Here is a 23,987-nt window from a genome sequence, read left to right as displayed (position 1 = left end):
TTCCCTAGGGCATGGGGTGGGCGAGGGCGAGCTGCCTAACCTCCTCCCGTAGGGCCTCCGAGGGCCCCTCCATGAGGGCCCGGTCGATGAGCTCCGCCACCAGTGGCATCTCCTCCGGGGTGAAGCCCCTTGTGGTGATGGCCGGGGTGCCGATGCGGATCCCCGAGGTGACCCGGGGGGGCTTGGGGTCAAAGGGGATGGCGTTCTTGTTCACGGTGATCCCCACGGCATCTAGCTTCTCCTCTGCCTCCTTGCCGGTCAGGCCCTTGGGCCGGAGGTCCAAAAGGAAGAGGTGGTTGTCCGTGCCCCCGGTGACGATGCGGTACCCCCTTGCGGCCAGTTCCGCCGCCAGCTTTTTAGCGTTTTCCACCACCAGCCGGCTATACTCCTTAAACTCGGGCTGTAGGGCCTCAAAGAAGGCCACCGCCTTCCCGGCGATCACGTGCTCCAGGGGGCCTCCCTGGATACCGGGGAAGATGAGCTTGTCGATCTTCTTGCCCAGCTCGAGGTCGTTGGAGAGAATAAGCCCGCCCCTCGGGCCCCTTAGGGTCTTGTGGGTGGTGCTGGTCACCACGTGGGCATGGGGTAGGGGGCTCGGGTGGAGCCCCGCCGCCACCAGGCCGGCGAAGTGGGCCATGTCCACCACCAGGTAGGCCCCCACCTCCTCGGCGATCTCCCGGAAGGCCTGGAAGTCCCAGAAGCGGGGGTAGGCGCTGGCGCCAGCCACGATCACCTTGGGCCGGTGCTCGAGGGCCAGGCGGCGTACCTCCTCCGGGTCGATGAGCTCGGTGTCGGGCCGGACCCCGTAGGAGACCACCTTGTAGAGCTTTCCGGAGAAGTTCACCTTGGAGCCGTGGGTGAGGTGGCCTCCCGCGGCCAGGTCCATCCCCATGAGGGTCTCCCCCGGCTCCATGAGGGCCATGTACACCGCCATGTTGGCCTGGGAGCCAGAGTGGGGCTGGACGTTGGCCCAGGCGGCCCCAAAGAGCTCCTTGGCCCGCTCGATGGCCAGGCTTTCCACCTGGTCTATGATCTCGCATCCCCCGTAGTAGCGGGCACCCGGGTAGCCTTCCGCGTACTTGTTGGTGAGGACGCTCCCCACCGCCTCCCGCACCTGGGCGGAGACAAAGTTCTCGCTGGCGATGAGCTCCAGGCCTTCCCGCTGGCGCTTTTCTTCCAGGGCGATGAACCGAAAAAGGGCCTCGTCCCGTAAGCTGGTCCTGACCATAGACCGATTATAGGCCCTGCACCGGGGCGCTACCAGGTTACCTTTACCGGGAACCGGGGCCTTAGGAGGAGGCGGAAGGACCCCGGAAAGGGTCTTTCCTTTGGTAAGCTTGGGACATGAAAGGAAGTGTTTTCCCGATTTTGAAGTGGGGGCTTGCCCTGACCCTGGCTATCCTGCTTGTGGTCATTATTCTCATCAACTTTACCTCCAGCCGCGACCTGCCGGAGCTGGTCCGGGTGCAGGTGGAGCGGTATGCGGTGTGCAGCTACTGGTTCTTCGGCTGGCATCTGGCTTCCACGGGGGCTTTCGCCTTTATCTTCCTGCTGATGGGGTTTCTCTTGGGCCTTGGGGCGGGGTTTTTCCTGAGGCGGGGGGTGGTCACCAGGTAGCTTTGGGGCTGACCCAGGGGCTAGCCCCACCTTGGCTCGGGTGGGGACCTAAAGGATCTCCAAGGCTAGTTTTTCCCCTTCCACGGGCACCCCGGCCGGGTAGCGCCCGTTGAAGCAGGCCAGGCACACGGGCCCCCCGATGGCCCGCCGGACCCCCTCCTCGGAGAGGAAGGCCAGGGTGTCCGCTCCGATGAAGGCCCGGATCTCCTCCACGCTATTCTCGGCGGCGATGAGCTCCTTACGGGCGGCGGTGTCGATGCCGTAGTAGCAGGGAAAGCGGATGGGGGGGCTGGAAACCCGGAAGTGGACTTCCCGGGCCCCCGCTTCCTTCAGCATGGCCACGATGCGGCGGCTGGTGGTGCCCCGGACGATGGAGTCGTCGATGAGCACCACCCGCTTGCCCCGCACCGCCGAGGTGGGGGAGAGCTTCAAGCGGGTCTTCAGGTCCCTTAGCGCCTGGGTGGGCTGGATGAAGGTCCGGCCCGCATAGGGGTTCTTGTAGAGGCCGTACTCCAAGGGAAGGCCGCTTGAGCGGGCGTAGCCCACCGCCGCCCCGATGCCGGAGTCCGGCACCGGCACCACGATGTCCGCCTCCGCGGGGGCCTCCCGGAAGAGCTCCATCCCCATGCGCACCCGGGCCTGGTAGGCCTCCACCCCGTCCAGGAGGCTATCGGGCCTGGCGAAGTAGATCCACTCGAAGGCGCAGGGGGCGGGGTTTGGGGGAAGGGCCTGGAGGCTTTTAAGCTCGCCTTCCTCCACCCAGACCACCTCTCCCGGGCGCACATCCCGGAGGTAGCGGGCCCCCATGAGCTCGAGGGCCGGGGGCTCGGAGGCGAAGGCGTAGCCTTGGGGAAGCCTGCCGATGGCCAGGGGCCGCACCCCGTGGGGATCCCGGAGGGCCACCACGGTCCTGCGGTCCATGAGGAGGATGGAATACCCTCCTTCCAGGGCCTTCATGGCCTCGGCGGCCGCCTCGGGGAGGGAGAGGTGGCCCAAGCGGGCGAGGAGGAGGAGCATCACCTCGGTGTCCGAGGTGCTCTGGAAGGTGGCCCCCTCCTTTAGAAGCCGGTCGCGAAGGGGTTTGGCGTTGGTGAAGTTGCCGTTATGGGCGATGGCCAGGACGCCGTGGGCGGTGCGGGCGGTGAGGGGCTGGGCGTTGAAGCGCAGGTTGGAGCCCGTGGTGGAGTAACGGGTGTGGGCCAGGCCCAGCCGGGCTTCCCCCAGGCGCAGGCGGGCCAGGCGCTCCTCCGTAAAAACCTGGTTCACCAGGCCGAGATCCTTCTCCACCAGGAACTCCTTCCCGTCCGATACGGCAATCCCTGCCGCCTCCTGCCCCCGGTGCTGGAGGGCGAGGAGGCCCAGATGGAGTAGCCCCGCCGCGTCCAGGGGTTCTTCGCTCCAAAGCCCCAAGACCCCGCACTCTTCCCTAGGCTTGTCCATCCAGCACCTCCCTCAGGGGCCGCTTCCAGGCGGCGAGGAGTTCCTGCACCTCCCACTCTAGCACCCCATCTGGGGTAAGGACCGTGAGGGTATTCCCCCCGGTTTCGCCCAGGACGCGGTAGGGAAGGCCCCTTTCCTCCAGCCGGAAGGTGACCTCCTTGAGGTCCTCCTTGGCCACGGTGAAGAGGATCCGGCTCGGCGCCTCGCCGAAGAGGGTGGCAAGCTGGCCTGAGGGCTCCTCGAGGCTTCGGGTGCGCACCTCCACCGTGGCCCCTAAGCCATAGGGGAAGGTCATCTCCGCCAGGGCCACCAAAAGCCCTCCTTCCGCCAGGTCGTGGGCGGTCTGGGTGAGGTCCAGGGCGATGAGCTCCCGGATGGCCTCCTGGACCAGGCGCTCCCGCGCGAGGTCCAGCCTGGGGGGGTGGCCCGCCTCGAGGCCCACAAGGAGGTGGAGGACCTCGCTTCCCCCAAGCTCCCCTTTCTCCTCCCCCAACAGGAGGATCACCTCTCCCGGGCGGCGAAAGCCCATCTCCGCCCGTCTCCTGATGTCCAAGACCCCCACCACCCCCACCATGGCCGTGGGGGGATGCGCCGCCCGCCGCTTTCGTTGTAGAGGGAGACGTTCCCGGAAACCACCGGCACCCCCAAGGCCTCGCTGGCCTCCCTGAGGCCGGCGATGGTCTCCTGGAGCTCAAAATAGCCCTCCGGGGTTTCCGGGCTTCCCAGGTTGAGGCCGTCGGTGTAGGCCAAAGGCCTTGCCCCCACCACGCTCACGTTGCGGCAGGCCTCGGCCAGGGCGTGCATGGCCCCAAGCCGGGGATGGAGGCGGCTATACCTCGGGTTTTGGTCCACCTTGGCGGCAATGCCCAGGTGGGTTCCCTTCACCCAGAGCACCGCCGCATCCCCCTTCCCCGGCACCAGGGCGGTCCGGGTTCCCACCTGGTGGTCATAGCGCTCGTAGACGGCTTCCCGGCTTGCTAGGTTGGGGGAGGCGAGAAGCCGAGGAAGGATCTCCTGGAGGTTGGCGGCAAGAGGGGGAAGGGGCATCTCCCGGAGCCTTCGGATCTCGGGATCCTCCCTTCCGATGCGCACGTAGGTGGGGGCTTCCGCCAGGGCCTCCGTGGGGACCTCGGCTACCACCTCCCCTCGGAAGAGGACCCGGAAGGCCCTTTCCGGAATGGTCCTGGCCACGGGCACGCAGTCCAGGCCCCACTTCCCAAAGACCTCCTCCAGCTCCCTTTCCTTCCCCTCCCTGGGCACCAGGACCATGCGCTCCTGGCTTTCGGAGAGGAGAAGCTCTATGGGCCCCATATTCCCTTCCCGGGTGGGCACGCGGTCTAGGTCCAGCTCCACCCCGAGGCCCGACTTGTGGGCCAGCTCCGAGAGGCTACTGGTGAGCCCCGCCGCCCCCATGTCCTGAACGCCTTCCACCAGGTCCCGCTCGATGGCCTCGAGGGTGGCCTCCATAAGGAGCTTCCCCAAGAAGGGATCCCCCACCTGCACCGCCGGCCGGTCCTCCTCCTTGTCCTCGGAAAGCTCCCGGCTGGCGAAGGCGGCACCCCCAATCCCATCCCTGCCCGTCTTGGCCCCGGCGTAGTAGATGGGCCGGCCTAAGGAGGCCCGGCTCCGCCTCAGGTGCTCCTCCCTAAGGAGCCCCAGGCACATGGCGTTCACCAAGGGATTCTCCCGGTAACCCTCGTGGAAGTACAAGTCCCCGCCCACCGTGGGTACCCCGATGGCGTTGCCGTAGTGGGCGATGCCGGAAACCACGCCCTTTAGCAGGTAGCGGCTACGGGCGTCCTCCGAGGGGCCAAAGCGCAGGGAGTCCAGGAGGGCGATGGGCCGGGCTCCCATGCTCATGATGTCCCGGAGGATCCCCCCCACCCCGGTGGCCGCCCCCTGAAAGGGTTCCACCGCCGAGGGGTGGTTGTGGCTTTCGATCTTGAAGGCCACCGCCCACCCCTCGCCGATGCGCACCACGCCGGCGTTCTCCCCCGGGCCCTGCAGGACGGCCTCCCCCTCCTTGGGAAGCTCCTTCAGGAGGGGTCGGGAGTTCTTGTAGGCGCAGTGCTCGCTCCACATCACCTTGAAGAGAAAGAGCTCCACCCGGTTGGGCTCCCGGCCAAGCCTCTTGGTGATCTCCCGATACTCCTCTTCCGGGATGCCGATTTCTTGGGCTAGGGTTTCCATCACTGGAGAAGGGGAAGAAGCTCCCGGTGGTCCTTGATCTTGGCCGTGGGCTTGATCTCCCCGTTCACCTCCCTCAGGCCCACGTACTGCACCGCAAAGGGGTAGCCGGTGGCGAAGGCTCCCTTGATGTCCGTCTGGGGCAGGTCGCCCACGTGCAGGGCTTCCTCTGGGGCCACGCCCAGGGCCTCGAGGGCCACCCGGAAGGCCTCGGGCTTGGGCTTCACGTAGCCGGTTTCGTCGGAGAAGCTGTAGGCCTGGAAGACATCCAGTCCCTGCCGCTTCAGGTGTTCCCGGATGAGGCGGCCCGGGGTGAGGCCGGTGTCGGAAACCAGGGCCAGGGGGTATTTTTTGGCCAGCTCCTTCAACGCCCCTACTCCAGGGAGGGCCTCGAGGTCCACCAGAAGGGAGCTTTCCTCCAGCTTCCTGGCCGTGAGGGCGATGAGCCCGGGGTCGTGGGGGGCTCCAAGAAGGGCGAAGATGCGGACCACCCGGTCGTATACGGACATGTGTTCCCCGGCCTTCCAGGCTTCCTCAAAGGCGATGGCCGCCTGGCGGTAGGCCTCCCGCACCTCGTGCTCCTCCGCCGGGTGCCCGGCTTCCGAGAGGGCGTCCAGAAGGATCTCGTACCGGGCGGGCATGACCTTTTCCAAAAATGCCTTTCCCTCCGTGAAGAGGGTGCCCCAGAAATCAAAGGTGATGGCCTTGGGTGTCATCCCGTTACCTCCTCTAAGAGCCCCAGGAACAAGGGAAGCCCATCCGTGCCGCCCAAAACCTCGTCCACCGCCCGCTCGGGGTGGGGCATCATGCCGAGGACATTGCCCTTCTCGTTGGTGATGCCGGCGATGTCGTGGAGGCTCCCGTTGGGGTTGTAGTCCGCTTCCCCCTTTAAGGGGGCGTAGCGGAAGACCACCAGGCCTTCTCCCTCCAGCCGGGCCAGGGTCCCGGCGTCCGCATAGTAGCGGCCCTCGGCGTGGGCGATGGGCAGGCGGAGGACCTGCCCCTTCTGGTAGAGGCGGGTGAAGGGGAGGTCCGTGCGCTCCACCCTTACCCCCACTTCCTTGCAGGTGAAGTGCAGGTTCAGGTTGGCAAGGAGGGCCCCGGGAAGGATCCCGGCCTCGGTGAGCACCTGGAAGCCGTTGCACACCCCGATCACAGGCCGCCCTTCATGGGCAAAGCGCCTTACCTCCTCCATCACCGGGCTTTTAGCCGCCAGGGCCCCGGCCCTCAGGTAATCTCCATAGCTGAAGCCTCCTGGCAAGAAGGCCCCGTCAAAGCCCTTCAGGCTCGTTTCCGTATGCCAGACGTACTCCGCCTTCAAGCCCGCCTTCTCCAAGGCGAAGCGGGCGTCCTCATCGCAGTTGGAGCCGGGAAAGCGGATGATGGCCCACTTCATGGGAGTTCCTTTAAGGCCTCCAGGGTGAAGACCTCCATCACCGGGTTGGCCAAAAGCTTCCCCATGGTCTTGGCCTTCTCCTCGGCCTGGAGGAGGTTTTCCGCCTGGAAGACCACCTCCAGGACCTTCCCCACCCGCACCGACTCCACAAGGTGGCCCAGGTCCTTCAAGACCCCTTCCACCGCCCGGCCTTGGGGGTCCAGGATGCCCTCTTTGAGCTCAATGAGCAGGGTGGCCTGGTACTTAGGCACGGCTACCCCCTTAGAACCCGCCGCAGGACCTCCTGGTAGGCTTCCTCCACACCTCCCAGGTCCTTGCGGAAGCGGTCTTTATCCATGGGCTCCCCCGTCTTTTGGTCCCAAAGGCGCATGGTGTCGGGGGAGATCTCGTCGGCGAGGAGGATTTCCCCATCCCTTTTGCCAAACTCCAGCTTGAAATCCACGAGGTCCAGCCCCCTTTGGGCGAAGAAATCCCGTAATAGCTCCCCTATCTTCAGGGTGGTGGCCTTCACCTGGGAAAGTTCCTCCTCCGTGGCCAGGCCCAGGGCCAAAATGGCCTCGGGGCAGATCAAGGGGTCGCCCAGAGGGTCGCTTTTAAGGGAGTACTCCACCAAGGGAGCCCTTAGGGGGGTGCCCTCCTTCACCCCGTAGCGCTTGGCGAAGCTCCCCGCTGCCCGGAAGCGGAGGATGACCTCCAGGGGGAGGATCCTCACCCTCAAGACCCGCATCTCCCGGTCGGAGAGCTCCTCCAGGAAGTGGGTCTTTACCCCATGGGCCTCGAGGTACCGGAAGAGGACCGCGGAAACCTTATTGTTCACCACCCCTTTCCCCGGGATAAGGCCCCGCTTTTGCGCGTTGAAAGCGGTGGCCTCGTCCTTGAAGTAGACCCTTAGGGTGTCCTCCCCCTCGGGGTAGAGGATCTTGGCCTTGCCCTCGTAGAGCTTTTCCATGTGCCTCCTTGGGGCTCCGGGGCCCTACACCCCTATTTTAGGGGAAGCCCTGCCCTGGAGCCCGGTACCGCAGGTGGACGGGAAGAGGGGGTGCCCCTGCGCTGGACGGTGGGCCAAAGGTTTCCCGCATCAGAGCCCGAAGCGGGCGTAGATGGCGTCCACGTGTTTGAGGAAAGGGGAGGGGTCGAAGAGGGCCTTAAGCCCCTCCCCCTTGAGGGGGTTCTCCGGGTCCTCCTGCAAAAGCTCGGCGAGGCTTCGGCCTTCCTCCCAGCTCCTTAGGGCGTTCCGCTGGACGAGGGCGTAGGCCCTGTCCCGGGGAAGGCCGTGGGCGATGAGGGCGTTCAGCACCTGCTGGGAGTAGACGAGGCCCCGGGTGAGGTCCAGGTTGCGCCTAAGGTTCTCCTCAAAGACCACCAGGCCCCCCAGGATGCTCCTTAGCCGCCTCAGGGCGTAGTGGCTGGCGGTGGTGGCGTCGGGGAGGATGACCCGCTCCACGGAGGAGTGGGAGATGTCCCTTTCGTGCCACAGGGCGATGTTTTCCAGGGATGGGCCCAGGTATCCCCGAAGGAGCCTGGCCATCCCGGTGAGGTTTTCCAGACCCACGGGGTTTTTCTTGTGGGGCATGCTGGAACTTCCCGTCTGGCCTTCCCGGAAAGGCTCCTGGGCCTCGAGGACCTCCGTGCGCTGGAGGTGGCGAAGCTCCACCGCCACCCGCTCCAGGTTCCCCCCCAGGAGGGCCAGGGCGGCCAGCACCTCCGCGTGCCGGTCCCGGGGCACCACCTGGGTGGAGAGGGGTTCTGGACTAAGGCCAAGCCGCTGGGCCACGTGGGCCTCCACCTCCGGAGGGATGTGGGCGTAGTTCCCTACCGAGCCCGAGAGCATGGCCACCCCGATGGTCTTCTGGGCGCGCTTAAGCCTTTCCCTGTCCCGCTCAAAGGCGGCGTAAAAGCTCAGGAAGCGGAGGCCGAAGCTGGTGGGCTCGGCGTGGACCCCGTGGGTGCGGGCGATGGCCGGGGTGTGCTTGTAGCGGAGGGCCAGGCGCTTGAGCTCCTCCTGGACCCCGGATAGCTCCTCAAGGATCAGGTCCAAGGCCCTCACCAAAAGGGTGTTTTGCGCGGTGTCCACCACGTCCGAGCTGGTGAGGCCCAGGTGCAGGTAGCGCCCCACCTCCTCGTCCCCGGTCCACTCCACCAAGGCCCGGGTGAAGGCCACCAGGTCGTGGCGGGTGACCTCCTCCAGCTCCGCCACCCTCTGGGCGAAGCGGGCGTCCAGGGGATGCTCCTTTAGGTGGGCAAGAAGCCTTTGGGAAAGCCCTTTGGGCACCTGGCCCAGGGCTTCCCAGGCCTCGAGGGCATAGGTCTCCACCAGGGCCCACATGCGGTAGCGGCTCTCCTCCGACCACAGCTCGGCCATCTCCGGGGTCTGGTAACGGGGGACCATGCTTTAAGGGTACTAAAAGGGCAGGGTAAGGACGAAGCTTCCCCCATAACCCCCCCCTTCGGGCTTCAGGGCCAGGAGGAGGTCGGCTCGGAAGATCATGTCCTGGCGGTTGCCGATCCGGGGCATCCCCCTTTCCGCGTAGGGGGGTTGGGCGTAGACCTGACGCTGGGCTTCCTCGGGGAAGAAAAGCTGGGTGGCGAAGCTTCTGCCTCCCGTCTCCACCCGGAGGTGCAGGTGGGGGGTACGGCTTGGGTACCAGCCGGGAAAGAGGGTGAGAAACTCCACCTGGCCCTGGTTGTCCGTGGGCTGCCAACCCCGGCAGAAGACCCCAGGGGCGTTCACCCCCGAGTAGCGCCCTAGGGCATCCGTGTGCCAGAGGTCCACCCGCACGCCCCCAAGGGGTTGGCAGGTGCGGTCCTGCACCCGGAGGGTAAGCCGAAGGGGGATTCCGGGAAGCCCTTCCCTCAGGTCCCTCCGCCGGGGTACTTCCCTAAGGTAGTAGGGCCCTTCCGTGAGGGCCGGGGTGGGCGGGCACTGGGCCCGCGCCAGAGGAAGGGAGAGGAAAAACCCTAACAGGGTGCGCCGTTTCATTTTCGCCTCAAGCTGAGGTCCACCTCCAGCCGGATGCGGTTTTCCACGCTGAGGAGGATGGGCACCCGGGGCTGGACCAGCCGGAATTTTTCAAAGGGAAACTCGGTCTTCAGGCTCACCCGCACCTCCTGGCCCTGGAACACCGCCTCTCCCTCCCAGACCACCTCCTCGGTCACGTCCCGGAGGGTGAGGTCCCCCACCACCCGTACGGGGAACCTGCCGCTTGCGGGCAGAGGGTTGGGAAGCCCCTCCACCGCCTTGGGCCGGAAGGTGGCGGTGGGGAAACGGTCCGTTTGCAAGGTGTTTTGCCTGAGGTAGTTATCCCGCCGCTGCTGGTCGCTTCGGAGTTCCCTCAGATCCACCACGAACTCCCCCGTGGCCCTGGCGCCCTGGAGGGCCACCTGCCCCTTCACCGCCTGGGTGGTGCCCACGGCATCGCCGATGCCCACCTGCACTAGCTGTTCCCGCACCCGGTAGCGGGCTTCCCCGGAAACCACCTCAAAGCTTTGGGCCAGGCTGGGAACCAGCAATACCAGGGTCCATACAAGCCATCGCATGCCTTGTCACCTCCTTTTTGCTATAAAAATCGTAGCAGGTGGAGGTTAGACGCCCGTTAGAGAGGCCAGGGTATAGACTGGGTTTATGGTCCAGGCGGTGCTCTTCGACGTGGGCAACACCCTGATCCTGGCAAGCCCCCGGTTTTGGCTTCTACCCTTCTTGGAAGAACGAGGCCTTAAGCCCAGGAGGGATCTCAAGGCGGCGGCCTTGGCGGCTTTTCGCTTCTATGAGGACCACCACCTCGAGGCCCGGGATCTGGAAACCGCCCTGGGGCTTTGGCGGGAGTTCCACCGGAGGCTCTTTACGGGGATGGGCCTCGAGGAGCACGCTGAGGCCCTGAGCCGGGAGCTGGTGGCCAACTGGAGGAACCCCCGGTTCTGGCCCGTGGTGCCCGGGGCCGAGGCCACCTTACAGGCCCTGAAGGAGCGGGGCTATGCCCTGGCGGTGGTGTCCAACTGGGATGCCACCCTGCCGGAGATCCTGGAGGTGGTGGGCTTGAGGCCCTACTTCCAGCACCTTTCGGTGAGCGCCCTTTCCGGGGTGGCCAAACCCAACTCCAGGCTTTTCCAGGAGGCCCTCGAGGCCCTGGGCGTGGCTCCTGAAGAGGCGCTGCACGTGGGGGACTCGGAGGCCGATTGGGTCGGGGCCCAGGGGGCTGGGGTTAAACCCCTCCTCTTTGACCCCCTGGGGGAGAACCCCCAGGCCCTTCACCGGCTGGAGGGAGTGTTAGACTACCTCCCATGAGCGTGCGGCGGGCCATCTGGGGGGAGAAGCAAGAGGCCATTGAGGCAAGCCTCAGGGAGGTGGACGAGGATCTTTTCCGCTACATCCGGGACTTCGCCTACGAGGAGGTCCTGGCCCGGCCGGGGCTGGACCTCAAAACCCGGGAACTCCTGGCCATCACCGCCCTGATCGCCCTGGGTAGCCCCAAGGAGCTGGCTACCCATCTGGAGGGGGCTTTACGGGTGGGCGCCACCGAGGAGGAGGTGCGGGAAACCATCCTGCAGTCTGCCCTTTTCTTGGGTTTCCCCCGGGCCTTGGCCGCCATGAAGCTCTTTCACAAGGTCCTTAAAGGCCGTGGTCCTGCTCACCCGCGGGAAGGATAAGGGGCTACTGGACCGGCTCCGCGCCTTGGGGATAGAGGCGGCGGAGGTGGCCCTTTTGGAGCAGGTGGACCTGCCGGGCCTCCAGGTTCTTCCCGGAAAACTCCTCCAGGCGGACTGGGTGGCGGTCACCTCCAAAGAGGGGGCTAAGAGGCTCCTTTGGGCTTGGGAAAGGGCGGGAAGGCCCCTTCTCAAGGTGGCGGCGGTGGGGGAAGGGACGGGGGAAGTGCTGCGCCAGGGGGGCCTATCCCCCGCCTTCGTCCCTCTCCGGGCCACCGCCAAGGACCTGGCGGCGGGCTTTCCCCCAGCTCGAAGGGTGCTCTTTGTGGCGGGGGATCTGGCGGGGAAGGATTTGGAGGCAGGCCTCGAGGCCCGGGGGGTGGCGGTGGAGCGATGGGAGGTGTACGCTACCCAGGAGAGGGAGCTTTCCCCTGAGGAGCTGGCCCTTTTGGAAAGGGCCCAGATAGTAGCCTTCTTTAGCCCCAGCGCTGCCAGGGCTTACGCCCTGAAGACCCCCAGGAGGCCCAGGGCCGCCTGCATCGGCCCCAGCACTGTGGAGGAGGCCAGGCGGCTAGGCTTTGCCGTGTGGGAGGCGGCGGAGCCGGGCCTGGAAGGGCTTTTCCAGGCCATACTTCGGGCACTCTCATAGGGCTTAGGTTAAGGGTTAACCCCATAGGGGATTCTTGTCCCTACCCGGGTGGCGTATACTGTCGAAAGACTATGGCCCTGCCCCTTTACCTGGTGGGCCTTTCCCACAAGACCGCCCCCGTGGAGGTGCGGGAGCGGGCGGCCTTGGACCCAGCGGTGGCCCTGCCGGCGGCCCTGAGGACCTTGGGCAAGGGGGTGGTGCTTTCCACCTGCAACCGCACGGAAATCTACGGGGTGGGAAGCCCCAAGGAGGCCAAGGCCCTCCTCCTTGCGCGTGGGGTGGAGGTCTACCACCTCTACCAGAAGGAGGGAATAGAGGCCCTGCGGCACCTCTTTCGGGTGGCGGCGGGCCTGGACTCCTTGGTGATGGGGGAAGCGCAAATCCTGGGCCAGGTGCGGGAGGCCCTCTTCCTGGCCCGGAAATATGGGGCCACGGAAAGCCTATTGGAGAAGGCCTTCCAGTCGGCCATCGCCCTGGGCAAAAGGGCCCGGAGCGAGACGGCCATTGGGGCGGGGGCGGTGAGCGTGGCCTACGCTGCCCTGGACCTGGCCCTGGCGGTGTACGGGGACCTCACGGGCCTTGCCGTGGCGGTTTTGGGGGCGGGGGAGATGGCGGAGCTCTTTCTTACCCACCTGAAGGCCCAGGGAGTGGACCGGGTTTTGGTGGTGAACCGCACGGTGGAGAGGGCCAGGGCCCTGGCGGAGCGGTTTGGAGGGGAAGCCTATGGCCTTATGGCCCTTCCCCAGGTCCTGCGCCAGGCGGACCTGGTGGTGGCTTCCGCCGCCAGCCCCCATTACCTGGTGCGCCCGGAGGACCTGCCGAGGAGGTCCAAGCCCCTTTTCCTCATCGACATCGCCCTGCCCCGGAACATCGATCCCCGGGTGAGCCGCCTGCCCCAGGCCTACCTGTATAACCTGGACGACCTCAAGCGGGTGGTGGAGAAGAACCTCAAGGCCCGCCAGGGCGAGGTGCCCAAGGTGGAGGCCCTCATAGAGGGAGCCATTGGGGACTACCTGGAGTGGTATGCAGGCCACCGGGTGCGGGAGGCCATACGGGCCCTAAAGGGCCTGGCCTATAGGGAGGTGGTGCGGGAGTACCCGGAGGCCGATCCCTTTACCTGGCACAAGGAGGCGGGGCGCAGGGCCCATCCCTGGATTCAGGCCGTAAAGGCCCGGACCCAGGAGTTCCTCCAGGGTCCTCCCTGCCCTGGGGAGTGCCCGCTTCTGGCCTTCCGTCCCCCACGGCCATGACTGCGGTTTCCCTGTTGGCCCTGGTGGGGGTTCTCCTCTTGGCCGTGGGGTTGTTCTGGCCTCGAGGGCTTTTCCTGGGGGCCTTTCTGTACCTGGGGGCCGCCTTGGCCGATGCCTTCGCCAAGGGGTTTTTCTCGGGTCCGGCCCAGCCCGCCTTGGTCCTGGGGGGGCTTTTGGCCTTGCGGGGGGAGAGTTTGTTGCTTCGGCCAAGGCTTACCCCTCTCCGCCGCTACTTGGTTCTCCTGGCCATGCTCCTTGGCCTCTTTGCCCTCAAGGCCCTGCCCCATCCGGGGGGAAGCCTGCCCCTTCTCCTTACCCTGGTACACGCCGGGGCCTTTTTGGTAGCCTACCTGGCCCTGGCGGTGGGGGTGGGGGCAGGGATGATGTGCGCCATGCAAGACCTGCGCCTGCGGTCGGTGCCGGAAAAAGCCCTGCTTTCCGCCCCCTTTGGAGCCTAAGGCGGCTGGAGCAGGGCTACCTTCGGGTGGGGTACCTGGCCACCACCTTGGGACTGGGAAGCGGCATGGCCTGGGCCTGGGGGTATTTCGGTAGCCCTTTGGCCCTGGATCCCAAGGAGATCTCCGTGCTCCTGGGCTGGCTGGGCCTCACCCTTTACTTCCTCTTTGAGGAGAGGCTTCAGGGCTATCCGCGTATGGCCCTGCTTCTTCTGGCCTACGCCCTTTTGCTCTTCGCCTTCATCGGCGCCCCTTTCCTGGGTTCCCGCCATCCTTCGGGCCTAGGGTTTTAGATATAAAACCTTAACTTGACAGATTGCCAATAGGTGTTTTATAATCCTTCACAAGGAGGTGAAGGATGTGGAGCCCATGGTGGGACCCGGGGGCGGGGAAGGGGCGGTACGAGGAGCTCTTCTTGGAGGCGGAGCGGGAGAGGCTCCTTAAGCCCCTTCGTTCCCCCTGGCGTCTCAGGCTAGCCCGGGTTCTTTTGAGGTGGGCCCAGAGGCTCGCCCAGGAAGCTCCCGCGGAGCTTGGGGAGGTTTCCTATGGAGGATAAGCGGCGCATTTTGGAAATGGTAAGGGAAGGGGTCCTTACCCCGGAGGAGGCCTTGGAGCTTCTTTCCGCGCTGGAGGAATCCGCGCTGGAGGAAAGGGACTTGGCTGGTGGGGAAAGGCCTCCTGTGGAGGCTTCCCAGGTTTTTGCCCCCCAAGGGTTTCAGGTTCAGGCTTTCGGGGCCAACCTCGAGGTGGTGGGGGTGGCGGGGTTGGAGGGGCTTGAGGCGGAGGGTGGTGGGGTAACCCAGGAGGGCGGGATCCCGGTCTATCGGGTTTCCCTGGGCAAGGGGAGGCTTAGGGTTCCCGAGGGGGCCGTGGTTTTGCTTTTGGCCATGGGAAGCCACGTGAAGCTTGCCAGAGTGGTTCTCGCGGGTCGGGCCTTAGGGGCTAACCTGAAAGGGGATGGGCTTTTGGGCCTGGACCTGGCGCTTTCGGGAGGCAACCTGGAAGCAGGCCTTTTACTTCGGGATGGAGAGCACCGTCTGGAGGTACGGGCGGGCAGGGCCGAGCTCCGTTTTTTGCCGGGTTCGCACCTGGAGGTGGAGGCCCAGGTGCGCCTGGGGGGCCTCAAGGTGGCGGGTCCTTGGCGACAGGAGGCTGCCCCTGGCGGGCGGCGCTGGTCCCTGGGAGAGGGGAAGGCCAAGCTCAGGGCCAAGGTGGTCATGGGGAACCTGGAACTGGAGGCATGACATGGAGGAAAAACGGCGCATTCTGGAGATGGTGCGTTCCGGCGAGATCGGGGTAGAGGAGGCTTTGGCCCTGCTTCAGGCGGTGGAGGAACCCAGGTCCAGGGCGCAGGCTCCTGCCAGGCTCCTCAGGGTGCGGATCCAGGCCCAGGATAAGGGGAAGCCGGTTCGGGTCCATGTGAACCTTCCCCTGGCCTTGGCGGAGCTTCTGGAGAAGTTCCTGCCCGAAGAGGCCAAGCTGGCCCTGGCGGGCCGAGGGGTGAACCTCAAGGACCTCCTGGCCCTGGTGCGGGAGGGGGTGCCCGAGGGCAAGTTGGTGGAGATCGAGGCCGAGGAGGAGGGCCACCCCGTGCAGGTGCTGGTGGAGGTGGTGTGAGGCGGCTTCCCCCCTTGCGCCCCAGGTTCCTTTACGTGGTGGTGCGGGGGCCTTTCCCCTGGTCCCTGCCGGTGGTCCTTCCCCTCTTCGCCCTGGAGTGGATCCTCCTCGCCGCGCTTTTCCTCCTCAAAATCCGGGCCCTGCTCCGGGGGAGGCCCCTCCAGGGGGTGCCCTTGAAGGGGGTTTTCGCCCTCCGGAGTTTGCCGCCCTTGGCCCTGGTATGGATAGCGGCCGAGGAGGTGGAGGTCAAGGTGGGACTATGGTGATCAGGCCCGTTCCCGTGCGTTGCCCGGCCTGCGAGGGGCCGCTGGCGGTGAAGGCCCTTTTCTGCCCGCAATGCGGCACCGAGGTGCACGGCCAGTTTGCACTGAATGAGTTCGCCCTGTTGCCCAAGGAGCACCTGGACTTCCTTAGGCTTTTCGTGAAGACCCGGGGAAACTTGAAGGAGGTGGAACGCGTGCTTGGGGTTTCCTACCCCACGGTCCGGGCCCGGCTGGACGCCCTCCTGAAGGCCTTGGGCTACGAGGCGGAGGAGGAAAAAGGCGAAGAGCGCCTCGAGGTGCTGGAGGCCCTGCGGCGGGGGGAGATCACCGTGGAGGAGGCGGTGGCGCGGCTGAAGGGAGAGCGAAGCTAAAGGCCGTACCCTGGCCCACCTCGCTTTCCACCCAGATCTCCCCCCCGTGGGCCTCGAGGATGGCCTTCACGATGGCCAGGCCCAGCCCCGACCCTCCCCGCTCCCGGTCCCGGGCCTTGTCCACCCGGTAGAAGCGCTCAAAAAGGTGGGGCAGATGCTCCTTGGGGATGCCTTCCCCGTCGTCTTCCACCCGCACCACCACCTTCTCCCCCAGGTCAAAGGCCCTGAGCCAAATGTGCCGGGCCCCCGCTTTGATGGCGTTGGAGAGGAGGTTGGCCAGGACCTGGTGGAGCCGGTCCGGGTCACCTTGCACCCAAAGCTCCGGAGAGGCCTCCACCTCCATCTCCCCCTCAAAGCTCTTGGCGAACTCCTCCTTCACCTCCTCCAGGAGGTCTTGGATGCGGACAGGGGCCGGTTCCATGCGCCAGGAACCGGTTTGGGAGAGCTCTAGGAGATCCGACACCAGCTTCCCCATGCGCTCCGCTTCCCGCTTCACCACCTCGAGGCTCTCCTTCTGCGCCTCGGTGAGGGGGGTGCGCCGGAGGAGGTAGCCCACGTGCCCCAGGATGGCGGTGAGAGGGGTGCGGAGTTCGTGGGAAGCGTCCTGAAGGAAGCGGGTTTGGGCTTCAAAGGCCTTTTGCATCCGGGAAAGCATGCCGTTTAAGGCCCGCACCAGGGTGGCCACCTCGTCCCGCCCCTCGGGTTCGGGCAGGGGCTCGGGACGGGTGGTGATGGCCTCGGCCCGCCGGGCCACCCATTCCAGGGGCTCCAGGGCCCGGGCCACCAGGTTCCTGGCCAGGAGGATGGAGAGGAGGAGCACGAGAAGGGCCGTTCCCGCATAGATGCGGGCGAACTGGGAGAGGGTGCTCTCCAGGTTCTCCACGGGCTTTCCCACCAAAAGGGCTCCTTGCCACACGGTTCCCCCCAGGTTGACCTCCACCCGGCGGGCGTAGACCAGAAGCTTTAAGGGGGGTCCTTCCCGCGGCAGCTCGGCGTAGGCCCAAGCCTCGCCCCGCTCCAGAAGGGTGTGGTAGTCCGCTTCCTTTAGGAGAAGGCGCTGGCTTCCCAGGGCGGGGCTTTTCTGCAGGCTGATCCCCCCTTCCCGGGCCAGAAGGGCGGGGTTTTCCTCGGGGAGAAGCTGAAGTTCCGCGTAGAGGCTTGCGGGAAGCCCGGCCTCCAAGAGGGCCTGGCCGCCCAGGTTGAGGAGGCGGACCACCTGGTTGCTGGCCTCCAGAAGCTCCGACCGTAAGTTGCGGTAGAGAAAGTTGCGTAGAAGGCCCTCGAGGGCCACCCCCAAGGCCAGGAGGGTGACCAGGAGGAGCCCGGAGGTGAGCAGGGTGATGCGGGTGCGTAGGGTCATGTGGGGGGCTTAGTCCTCCCGGAGCACGTACCCCACCCCCCGCACGGTGTGGATCAGGCGCCTTTCCCCCCCGGCCTCCAGCTTCTTGCGCAGGTAGCCGATATAGACGTCCACCACGTTGCTTCCCCCCTGGTAGCCGGGCCAGACCTTTTCCTCGATCTCGTAGCGGCTGAAGACCTTCCCGGGGTTCTTGGCCAGAAGTTCCAGGAGCTCGAACTCCTTGTTGGAAAGCTCGATGCGCCGCCCGCTTCGGAAAACCTCGCGGCCCTCGAGGTTGATGATGAGGTCCGCCACCCGGATCTCCCCGGTGATGGCCGGGCTCACCCGGCGCAGGTGGGCCCGCACCCGGGCCAGGAGTTCCTCTATGGAAAAGGGCTTCACCAGGTAGTCATCGGCCCCGGCGTCCAGGCCCTCCACCTTGTCCTCCACCCGGTCCTTGGCGGTGAGGATGAGGATGGGGACGTTGGAGGTCTTGCGGATGCGCTTGGCCACCTCGATCCCGTCCATGACGGGGAGCATCAGGTCCAGGATGACCAGGTTGGGGTTCACCTCCCGGAAGCGGGAAAGGCCGGTGATGCCGTCGTGGGCCACCTCGGTGCGGTAGCCCTCAGCTTGCAGCTCCAGCTCGATGAAGCGGGCGATGTCCTTTTCGTCCTCCACGATCAGGATCAGGGGCGATTCCATACCCCCAGGATACTCACTTTCTCATGAGAAAGCTAGGTGTAGAGGTTGAGGATCGCCAGATACATGAATAGGCTTCCGAGGAGTACCAAGAGGTGCCAAAGTCCGTGGAAACCCACGATTTCTGGCCAAGGGTCGGGTTTTTTACGTGCGTACACCAGGGCCCCCAGGGTGTAGAAGATCCCCGAGGCGGCCATAAGGGCGAAGGTGGAAAGGGGTAGGTGGAGCTTGAGCAGGAAGAGGACGGAAAGCCAACCTAGGGCCAGGTAGGACAGGGTGTAAAGCCACCGGGGTGCCTTGAGGAAGAAGAGGCGGAAGCCCACCCCCAGGAGGGCCAGGCTCCACACCAGGCCCAGGGCGAAGGGTTTCCGGTTTTCCTGAAGACCCTCCGCCAGAAAGGGGGTGTAGCTTCCGGCGATGAAGAGGAAGATGGCCGCATGGTCCAGCCGCCTGAGCCAAGCCAGGGCCCGATCCCCCACCCGCAGGGCGTGGTAAAGGGTGCTGGCCCCGAACATGAGGGCCATGGTGAGCCCGAAGAGGAGGAGAGCGGGCCAGACCTCCCTGGGGGCGAAGAGAAGGAGGAAGGCGCTTCCCAAAAGGGCTAGGGGCACCCCCAGGGCATGGCTTAGGGCGTTAAAGGGTTCACGGACCATGCCCTAGCGTACCCTGGCTTGGGCTTCAAGCGCCAGGGCCCAGGGCGGCTTCGATCTCCGCCACCTTCTTCACCGTGCGCAGGAGGGCGTCGGGGTTGAGGCTTAGGGAGTCGATGCCCCTCTCTACCAAGAAGGCGGCGAACTCGGGGTAGTCGGAAGGGGCCTGGCCGCAGATGCCCACCTTTTTCCCCTTGGCGTGGGCCTTCTCGATGAGCATGGCGCAAAGGGCCTTGACGGTTTCCCGCCTTTCGTCGAAGAGCCAGGCCACCCGTTCCGAATCCCGGTCCAGGCCGAGGGCGAGCTGGGTAAGGTCGTTGGAGCCGATGGAAAACCCGTCAAAGAGCTCGGCGAAGACCTCAGCCTCGAGGACATTGGAGGGGATCTCCGCCATCACATAGACCTCGAGGCCGTCTTCTCCCCGTATCAAGCCCCCCTCCGCCATCACCTCCAGAACCCTTTGCCCCTCCTCCGGGGTGCGGCAGAAGGGCACCATCACCATGAGGTTCTTGAGGCCCATCTCCTCCCGCACCTTCTTGACCGCCGCCACCTCCAGGAGGAAGCCCTCCTTGTAGTCCGGGTGGTAGTAGCGGCTCGCCCCCCGCCAGCCCAACATGGGGTTTTCCTCCTTGGGCTCAAAGAGGTGCCCCCCGACGAGGCGGGCGTACTCGTTGGTCTTGAAATCGGAGAAGCGGAGGAGAACGGGCCTGGGGTAAAAGGCCGCGGCGATGAGGCCAATCCCCTGAGCCAGGGTATCCACGAAGTAGGCCCGTTGGTCGGGGTAAGCCTCGGTGAGCTCCTCCACCTGGCGCCGTACCTTCTCGGGCAGGGTTTCGAAGCGGGTGAGGGCCAGGGGGTGGACGCGCACGTGGCTGGCGAAGACGAACTCCATGCGCAATAGCCCCACCCCGTCCGTGGGCAGGAGGCTTACCCTTAGGGCCTCCTCCGGGGTACCCACGTTGACCAGGATCCGGGTGCGGGTCCTGGGGAGGGTTTCCGGGCGCGCCTCCTCCACCTCAAAGGCCAGGGCCCCGCGGTAGACGCGCCCCACCTCCCCCTCGGCGCAGGAGACCGTGACCCCTTCCCCCTCGGGGATGAGCCGGGTGGCCCCCGCCGCTCCCACCACCGCCGGTACCCCCAGCTCCCGGGCCACGATGGCGGCGTGGGAGGTGCGCCCACCCCGCTCGGTGACGATGGCCGCCGCCTGCTTCATGATGGGTTCCCAGTCGGGGTTGGTGGTTTCCGTGACCAGGACCTCACCCTCCTGGAAGCGATCCATCTCCTTGGGGTCCTTAAGCACCCGGGCCCTTCCCGTGGCCACGGCTTCCCCCACCGCCAGGCCCTCGGCCAGGACCTCGCCCCTTTCCAAAAGGCGGTAGATGCGAAGCACCAGGGCCTTCTGGGAGTGCACGGTTTCGGGCCGGGCCTGCAGGATGAAAAGCTCCCCCGTGGGCCCGTCCTTGGCCCACTCGATGTCCATGGGGGTGGGAGCCCCCCGCTTCCGGCTGTAATGCTCTTCAATCCGGATGGACCAGTCGGCCAGGAGGAGGGCTTCATCCTCGGAAAGGGCGAACTGGTTCCGGAGATAAGGAGGGGTGGGGCGGTTTCTCAGCCGGCCCTCCCTGGGGTCAAAGGCCAGGGTAAGCTCCTTAGGGCCGAGCTTCTTGTGGACCAGGGCCCGGTAGCCGGCTTTAAGGGTTTCCTTGTGCACGTAGTAGGCGTCGGGTCCCACCCGCCCCTGGACGATGTTCTCCCCCAGGCCCCAGATGGCGGTGATGTAGACAAAGCCCCGGTGGCCGGTGTCGGGGTCCAGGGTGAAGATTACCCCGCTTGTGGCGGTGTCCGCCCGCACCATGCGCTGCACCCCCACGGAGAGGGCCACCTTGAGGTGGTCAAACCCCATGTGGGCCCGGTAGCTGATGGCCCGGGCGGTGAAGAGGCTGGCCATGGCCCGCTTCACATGAAGGAGGAGTTCCTCCTCCCCTTGCACATAGAGGTAGCTTTCCTGTTGCCCGGCGAAGCTGGCGGTGGGGAGGTCCTCGGCGGTGGCGCTACTGCGCACGGCCACGGGAAGGGCTTCCTCCTTGGCTTCCTGGGAAAGCCTTCGGTAGGCTTGGCGGATCTCCTCCTCGAGGTCCTCGGGATATCCCCCCTTCAGGATCAGGTTTCTCAGGCGGCGGCTTGCCCGTGCCAGGAGGATGGGGTCATCGGGATCCAGGTCCTTGAGCTCCTGGGCGATGGCCTCCTTGAGCCCGTTGGCCGTGAGGAAATGCCAGTAGGCCTCGCTGGTGGTGGCAAATCCCCCGGGCACCTTCACCCCCAAGGGGCCTAGTTCCCGGATCATCTCCCCGAGAGAGGCGTTCTTACCCCCCACCAAAGGCACATCCTTCAGGCCCACCTCGTGAAAAAACCGAACCCAGCGCATACCCTGCCTCCTTCCTAAGGGATGCCCCCCTTCTTGAGGAGCCCCTTCAGGATTCCTTCGGCGCTCTCCCCCTCGTAAAGGGCCTCCTCCGTGAGGAAAAGCCGGTGGGGGAGGGCCAGAAAGGCGGCGTCCCTGAGCTCCTTCCAGTCCACCAGGGGCTTGCCCCGCAGGTAGGCGAGGGCCTTGGCCAGGGCCAGCCAGGCCTTGGCCCCCCGGGGGGATAGGCCCATGCGCAGGCGCCGGTCCTCCTGGGTGAGAAAGGCCACGTGGGTGATGGCCTCCAAAGCTTCCCTGGCCACCCGCACCTCCCGCGCCTCGGCTTGGGCCCGGAGGAAGTCCACCCCTTGGGGTTCGGGCACCTCGGGCTCTTCCGTGAGGATCCTTAGCCACACCTCCCGCCTGGGGGGGCGGAAGGGGATCTTGGCGGTGAAGCGGTCCAGCTGGGCCTCTGGGAGAGGGTAGGTGCCCTCCAGCTCTAAAGGGTTTTGCGTGGCTACCACGAAGAAGGGCTCGGGCAGGGGGTAGCGCACCCCTCCTGCAGTCACCGCCCGTTCCTGCATGGCCTCGAGGAGGGCCGACTGCACCTTGGGCGGGGCCCGGTTGATCTCGTCCGCCAGGACCACCTGGGCGAAGAGGGGGCCTTTCACGAACTCAAACCGCCCCTCCCGAAACACCTCGCTTCCCGTAAGGTCCTGGGGCAGGAGGTCGGGGGTGAACTGGATGCGCTTGTAGCTCAGGCCGCTTCCCTGGGCGAAGCTTTCCGCCAGGAGGGTCTTTCCCAAGCCCGGAACGCCTTCCAAAAGAGCGTGACCCCGAGCCAGCAGGGTGGCCAGAAGGGCCTCTATGGCCTCTTCCTGGCCGAAGAGAACCCGGTTTAGGGCTTCCCGAAGGGAGGAAAACGCCTGGGGAGCCTCCGCCACGCTAGGCCTCCTCTCCCCAGGTTAGAGGTTTTTGGGGGACGGCGCCAGGGCCTATTGCCCCTCGGCCGCCCTCCGCTCCTGCACGATCCGCTGCGCCAGGTGGGGGGGCACCTCCGCGTAGTGGCTGAACTCCAGGGTGTAGGCCCCGGCGCCCCCGGTGAGGCTGGGGAGGGCCTTGTAGTACTCTAAGACCTCCGCCAAGGGCACCTCGGCCCGCACCGCCGCCAAGGCCCCCTCCTGCTCCATGCCCAGGATCCGCCCCCGCCGGGCCTGGAGGTCAGAGAGGATATCCCCCACCCGCTCCTGGGGGGCGATTACCTTAATCTGGTAGATGGGTTCCAGAAGAACCGGGCTTGCCAGCTCCATCACCTTCTTGAAGGCCATGCTGGCGGCGATCTGGAAGGCGAGGTCGCTGGAATCCACCTCGTGGTAGGAGCCGTTATAGACGATGGCCTTGAAGCCCATCACCGGGTAGCCCGCCAGGACCCCCTTCTTGGCCGCCTCGAGGATCCCCTCCTCAATGGCCTCTTGGTACTTGCTGGGGATCACCCCCCCGGTGATGCGCCATTCAAAGCTGTACTCGGGGGCGGGCTCCAGGCGGAGCCACACATCCCCGTACTGGCCGTGCCCCCCGGTCTGCTTCTTGTACTTGCCCTGCCCCTCGGCCACCTTGCGGATGGTTTCCCGGTAGGGGACCTTGGGCACGAAGAACTCCACCTCCACCCCGTAGTCGGAAAGGCGCTCCTTGGCGGTGGTGAGGTGAAGCTCCCCGTGTCCCCAAAGCAAGAACTCCCCCGTCTCCTCCTGGCGTTCCAGCTTGAGGCTTGGGTCCTCCTCCAGAAGCTTCCTCAGGGCCTCCCCCAGCTTGGCCTCGTCCGTGCGCCCCTTGGGCCGGATGGCCACGGGCACGTTGGGCTCGGGCAGGCGGGCGAAGGGGACCGCCTCGCTTTCCGGCCGTTCCCCCTGCCAGAGCACCATGCCCCGGTGTAGGTTTTCCGCCTTGGGCAGGCCCAGGACATACCCTGCCTCCGCCTCCTCCACCTCCAGGAGGTCCTTGCCCATGGGCACGTAGAGGTGGGGTAGACGGATGGCGCCCCCTTCGCTCTGGAAGGTATCCCCTGGCTTCAGCCTGCCCCGGTAAAGGCGCACGTAGGCCACCTGGCCCATGAAGGGGTCCACCTGTACCTTGAAGACCTTGGCCAGGGCAGGGCCTTCCCCAAAGCGTTCCTCCGGGGAAGGGAGGGCCTCTAGGATCAAGTCCAGAAGGGGCAGGACGCCGATGTCCTCCGTGCCCGAGGCCAGGGCCACCGGGTAGAGGAGGCCCTTGCGCACCGCCTCGTGGAAGGCTTTTTCCAGGGCCTCCCCGGTTACCTCTTCCCCCTCCAGGTACTTTTCCAGAAGGGCTTCGTCGGTTTCCACGATGGCCTCGAGGACCTCCTGACGGAAGCGCTCGGCCCGTTCCCGCTCCTCTTCGGGCACGGGCACCTCCACCTCGGCGCCGTTTTGGTAGCGGTAGGCCTTCCCGTGGAAGACGTCGATGAGCCCCACCCAGCGCCCGCCCTCATAGAGGGGCAGGTCGATGGGCAGGATGTGGCCCAAGGTGGTGCGGAGGTCCTCCAAAAGGGCGTAGTAGTCCCCCCCTTTGTCCAGCTTGGTGACCACCACCATGCGGGGGAGAGCAAGCCGCTCGGCCACGGTCCAGGCCCTTTCCGTGCCCACCTGCACCCCGTTTTCCGCGGAGACCGCCACCAAGGCGGCGTCCGCGGCCTCCAAAGCCCCCCGGATCTCCCCCACGAAGTCCCCATAGCCGGGGGCGTCCAGGAGGAAGATGCGGTGGTCCTTGTACTTCAGGGGGGCCACCCCGGTACGCACCGTGGTACGGTGGAGCTTGGCCTCGGGGGTGTAGTCGGTGGTGGTGGTGCCCTCCTCCACCCGGCCCATCCGGTCCTTGGCACCGGTTCGGAAAAGTAGGGCCTCGGTCAAGGTGGTTTTGCCGCTTCCCGCATGGCCCACCAGGGCCACGGTTCGGATGGGAGAGGTTCCTGGGATCATCTTCCCTCCTTCT

Annotated in this window: 25 protein-coding genes and 2 pseudogenes; 11 read left to right on the top strand and 16 right to left on the bottom strand. The window is 66.0% G+C overall.

Going from position 1 to position 23,987, the window contains the following annotated elements:
* Positions 1–4: 4 nt before the first annotated feature.
* Entirely contained in the window at positions 5–1,228 is a 1,224-nt protein-coding gene (gene glyA, locus EBI04_RS07890; RefSeq protein ID WP_135257003.1) for a serine hydroxymethyltransferase, read from the bottom strand.
* A 116-nt stretch (positions 1,229–1,344) separates the two neighbouring features.
* On the opposite strand from glyA, the gene EBI04_RS07885 reads away from it, so the two are divergent.
* Positions 1,345–1,617 (top strand): LPXTG cell wall anchor domain-containing protein, encoded by a 273-nt coding sequence (locus tag EBI04_RS07885; RefSeq protein WP_135257002.1) that lies wholly within the window; start codon positions 1,345–1,347, stop codon positions 1,615–1,617.
* A 48-nt stretch (positions 1,618–1,665) separates the two neighbouring features.
* Here the strand turns inward: EBI04_RS07885 and purF are convergent, their stop codons facing one another.
* The 9 genes and pseudogenes from purF to EBI04_RS07840 all read right to left on the bottom strand — a co-directional run bounded on the left by purF (position 1,666) and on the right by EBI04_RS07840 (position 10,177).
* The gene (gene purF / locus EBI04_RS07880; RefSeq protein ID WP_135257001.1) at positions 1,666–3,057 is read right to left on the bottom strand and encodes an amidophosphoribosyltransferase; all 1,392 of its coding nucleotides are present in this window, start codon (positions 3,055–3,057) and stop codon (positions 1,666–1,668) included.
* Positions 3,044–5,247, bottom strand: a pseudogene (gene purL, locus EBI04_RS07875) (phosphoribosylformylglycinamidine synthase subunit PurL). The gene purF and the pseudogene purL overlap by 14 nt, the downstream one beginning before the upstream one ends.
* Entirely contained in the window at positions 5,247–5,960 is a 714-nt protein-coding gene (locus EBI04_RS07870; protein ID WP_135257000.1) for an HAD family hydrolase, read from the bottom strand. The pseudogene purL and the gene EBI04_RS07870 overlap by 1 nt, the downstream one beginning before the upstream one ends.
* A complete protein-coding gene (gene purQ, locus EBI04_RS07865) occupies positions 5,957–6,640 on the bottom strand; it encodes a phosphoribosylformylglycinamidine synthase subunit PurQ (RefSeq protein WP_135256999.1) in 684 nt (227 codons plus the stop codon). Before purQ ends, EBI04_RS07870 begins: the two co-directional genes overlap by 4 nt.
* Positions 6,637–6,891 (bottom strand): phosphoribosylformylglycinamidine synthase subunit PurS, encoded by a 255-nt coding sequence (purS, locus tag EBI04_RS07860; protein WP_135256998.1) that lies wholly within the window; start codon positions 6,889–6,891, stop codon positions 6,637–6,639. The genes purQ and purS overlap by 4 nt, the downstream gene beginning before the upstream one ends.
* Before the next feature lie 2 nt (positions 6,892–6,893).
* Positions 6,894–7,589 (bottom strand): phosphoribosylaminoimidazolesuccinocarboxamide synthase, encoded by a 696-nt coding sequence (purC, locus tag EBI04_RS07855; RefSeq protein WP_135256997.1) that lies wholly within the window; start codon positions 7,587–7,589, stop codon positions 6,894–6,896.
* A gap of 129 nt (positions 7,590–7,718) precedes the next feature.
* Complete coding sequence (gene purB / locus EBI04_RS07850) at positions 7,719–9,029, bottom strand: adenylosuccinate lyase (RefSeq protein WP_135256996.1); 1,311 nt, start codon at positions 9,027–9,029, stop codon at positions 7,719–7,721.
* Positions 9,030–9,041: 12 nt separating this feature from the next.
* A complete protein-coding gene (locus EBI04_RS07845; protein ID WP_135256995.1) occupies positions 9,042–9,620 on the bottom strand; it encodes an intradiol ring-cleavage dioxygenase in 579 nt (192 codons plus the stop codon).
* Positions 9,617–10,177, bottom strand: a complete 561-nt coding sequence (locus EBI04_RS07840) for a YceI family protein (RefSeq protein ID WP_135256994.1) — start codon at positions 10,175–10,177, stop codon at positions 9,617–9,619. Before EBI04_RS07840 ends, EBI04_RS07845 begins: the two co-directional genes overlap by 4 nt.
* Positions 10,178–10,262: 85 nt before the next feature.
* Here EBI04_RS07840 and EBI04_RS07835 point away from each other — a divergent pair, with 85 nt between their 5' ends.
* The 10 genes and pseudogenes from EBI04_RS07835 to EBI04_RS07790 all read left to right on the top strand — a co-directional run bounded on the left by EBI04_RS07835 (position 10,263) and on the right by EBI04_RS07790 (position 15,886).
* Entirely contained in the window at positions 10,263–10,922 is a 660-nt protein-coding gene (locus tag EBI04_RS07835; RefSeq protein WP_135256993.1) for an HAD family hydrolase, read from the top strand.
* Positions 10,919–11,284 carry a carboxymuconolactone decarboxylase family protein gene (locus EBI04_RS07830; RefSeq protein ID WP_135256992.1) on the top strand — a complete coding sequence of 122 codons (366 nt, stop codon included), beginning with the start codon at positions 10,919–10,921 and terminating at the stop codon, positions 11,282–11,284. The genes EBI04_RS07835 and EBI04_RS07830 overlap by 4 nt, the downstream gene beginning before the upstream one ends.
* Positions 11,256–11,930 (top strand): uroporphyrinogen-III synthase, encoded by a 675-nt coding sequence (locus tag EBI04_RS07825; RefSeq protein ID WP_135256991.1) that lies wholly within the window; start codon positions 11,256–11,258, stop codon positions 11,928–11,930. The genes EBI04_RS07830 and EBI04_RS07825 overlap by 29 nt, the downstream gene beginning before the upstream one ends.
* A gap of 71 nt (positions 11,931–12,001) precedes the next feature.
* Positions 12,002–13,180, top strand: a complete 1,179-nt coding sequence (hemA, locus tag EBI04_RS07820; protein ID WP_135256990.1) for a glutamyl-tRNA reductase — start codon at positions 12,002–12,004, stop codon at positions 13,178–13,180.
* Positions 13,177–13,928 (top strand): annotated as a pseudogene (gene ccsA / locus EBI04_RS13900) (cytochrome c biogenesis protein CcsA). The gene hemA and the pseudogene ccsA overlap by 4 nt, the downstream one beginning before the upstream one ends.
* A 65-nt stretch (positions 13,929–13,993) precedes the next feature.
* Complete coding sequence (locus EBI04_RS07810; RefSeq protein ID WP_135256989.1) at positions 13,994–14,191, top strand: hypothetical protein; 198 nt, start codon at positions 13,994–13,996, stop codon at positions 14,189–14,191.
* Positions 14,181–14,879 (top strand): SHOCT-like domain-containing protein, encoded by a 699-nt coding sequence (locus EBI04_RS07805; RefSeq protein WP_135256988.1) that lies wholly within the window; start codon positions 14,181–14,183, stop codon positions 14,877–14,879. The genes EBI04_RS07810 and EBI04_RS07805 overlap by 11 nt, the downstream gene beginning before the upstream one ends.
* A 1-nt stretch (position 14,880) precedes the next feature.
* On the top strand, positions 14,881–15,252 hold the full coding sequence (locus EBI04_RS07800; RefSeq protein ID WP_135256987.1) for an SHOCT-like domain-containing protein: 372 nt from the start codon (positions 14,881–14,883) through the stop codon (positions 15,250–15,252).
* Positions 15,249–15,518, top strand: a complete 270-nt coding sequence (locus tag EBI04_RS07795) for a hypothetical protein (RefSeq protein ID WP_135256986.1) — start codon at positions 15,249–15,251, stop codon at positions 15,516–15,518. Before EBI04_RS07800 ends, EBI04_RS07795 begins: the two co-directional genes overlap by 4 nt.
* On the top strand, positions 15,512–15,886 hold the full coding sequence (locus tag EBI04_RS07790; RefSeq protein ID WP_135256985.1) for a DUF2089 domain-containing protein: 375 nt from the start codon (positions 15,512–15,514) through the stop codon (positions 15,884–15,886). Before EBI04_RS07795 ends, EBI04_RS07790 begins: the two co-directional genes overlap by 7 nt.
* On the opposite strand, the gene EBI04_RS07785 is transcribed toward EBI04_RS07790, so the two are convergent.
* From EBI04_RS07785 to EBI04_RS07760, 6 genes are read right to left on the bottom strand one after another with little or no spacing between them, the layout of a single operon-like run.
* Entirely contained in the window at positions 15,840–17,246 is a 1,407-nt protein-coding gene (locus EBI04_RS07785) for a sensor histidine kinase (protein ID WP_135256984.1), read from the bottom strand. The genes EBI04_RS07790 and EBI04_RS07785 overlap by 47 nt on opposite strands.
* Positions 17,247–17,255: 9 nt before the next feature.
* The gene (locus tag EBI04_RS07780; protein ID WP_135256983.1) at positions 17,256–17,930 is read right to left on the bottom strand and encodes a response regulator transcription factor; all 675 of its coding nucleotides are present in this window, start codon (positions 17,928–17,930) and stop codon (positions 17,256–17,258) included.
* Positions 17,931–17,962: 32 nt separating this feature from the next.
* Positions 17,963–18,580, bottom strand: a complete 618-nt coding sequence (gene trhA, locus EBI04_RS07775; protein ID WP_135256982.1) for a PAQR family membrane homeostasis protein TrhA — start codon at positions 18,578–18,580, stop codon at positions 17,963–17,965.
* A gap of 25 nt (positions 18,581–18,605) precedes the next feature.
* Positions 18,606–21,002, bottom strand: a complete 2,397-nt coding sequence (ppsA, locus tag EBI04_RS07770) for a phosphoenolpyruvate synthase (protein WP_135256981.1) — start codon at positions 21,000–21,002, stop codon at positions 18,606–18,608.
* A 14-nt stretch (positions 21,003–21,016) separates the two neighbouring features.
* Entirely contained in the window at positions 21,017–21,922 is a 906-nt protein-coding gene (locus EBI04_RS07765) for an AAA family ATPase (protein ID WP_135256980.1), read from the bottom strand.
* A gap of 51 nt (positions 21,923–21,973) precedes the next feature.
* Positions 21,974–23,974: an elongation factor G gene (locus EBI04_RS07760; protein WP_135256979.1), complete on the bottom strand. Its 2,001-nt coding sequence runs from the start codon at positions 23,972–23,974 to the stop codon at positions 21,974–21,976.
* Positions 23,975–23,987: the final 13 nt, after the last annotated feature.

Source organism: Thermus caldilimi, assembly GCF_004684245.1.
In the GTDB taxonomy this organism is placed as follows: Bacteria; Deinococcota; Deinococci; order Deinococcales; family Thermaceae; genus Thermus; species Thermus caldilimi.
Note: the sequence above shows the minus strand (reverse complement) of the source record. Positions and strands in the feature narration are given on the sequence as shown.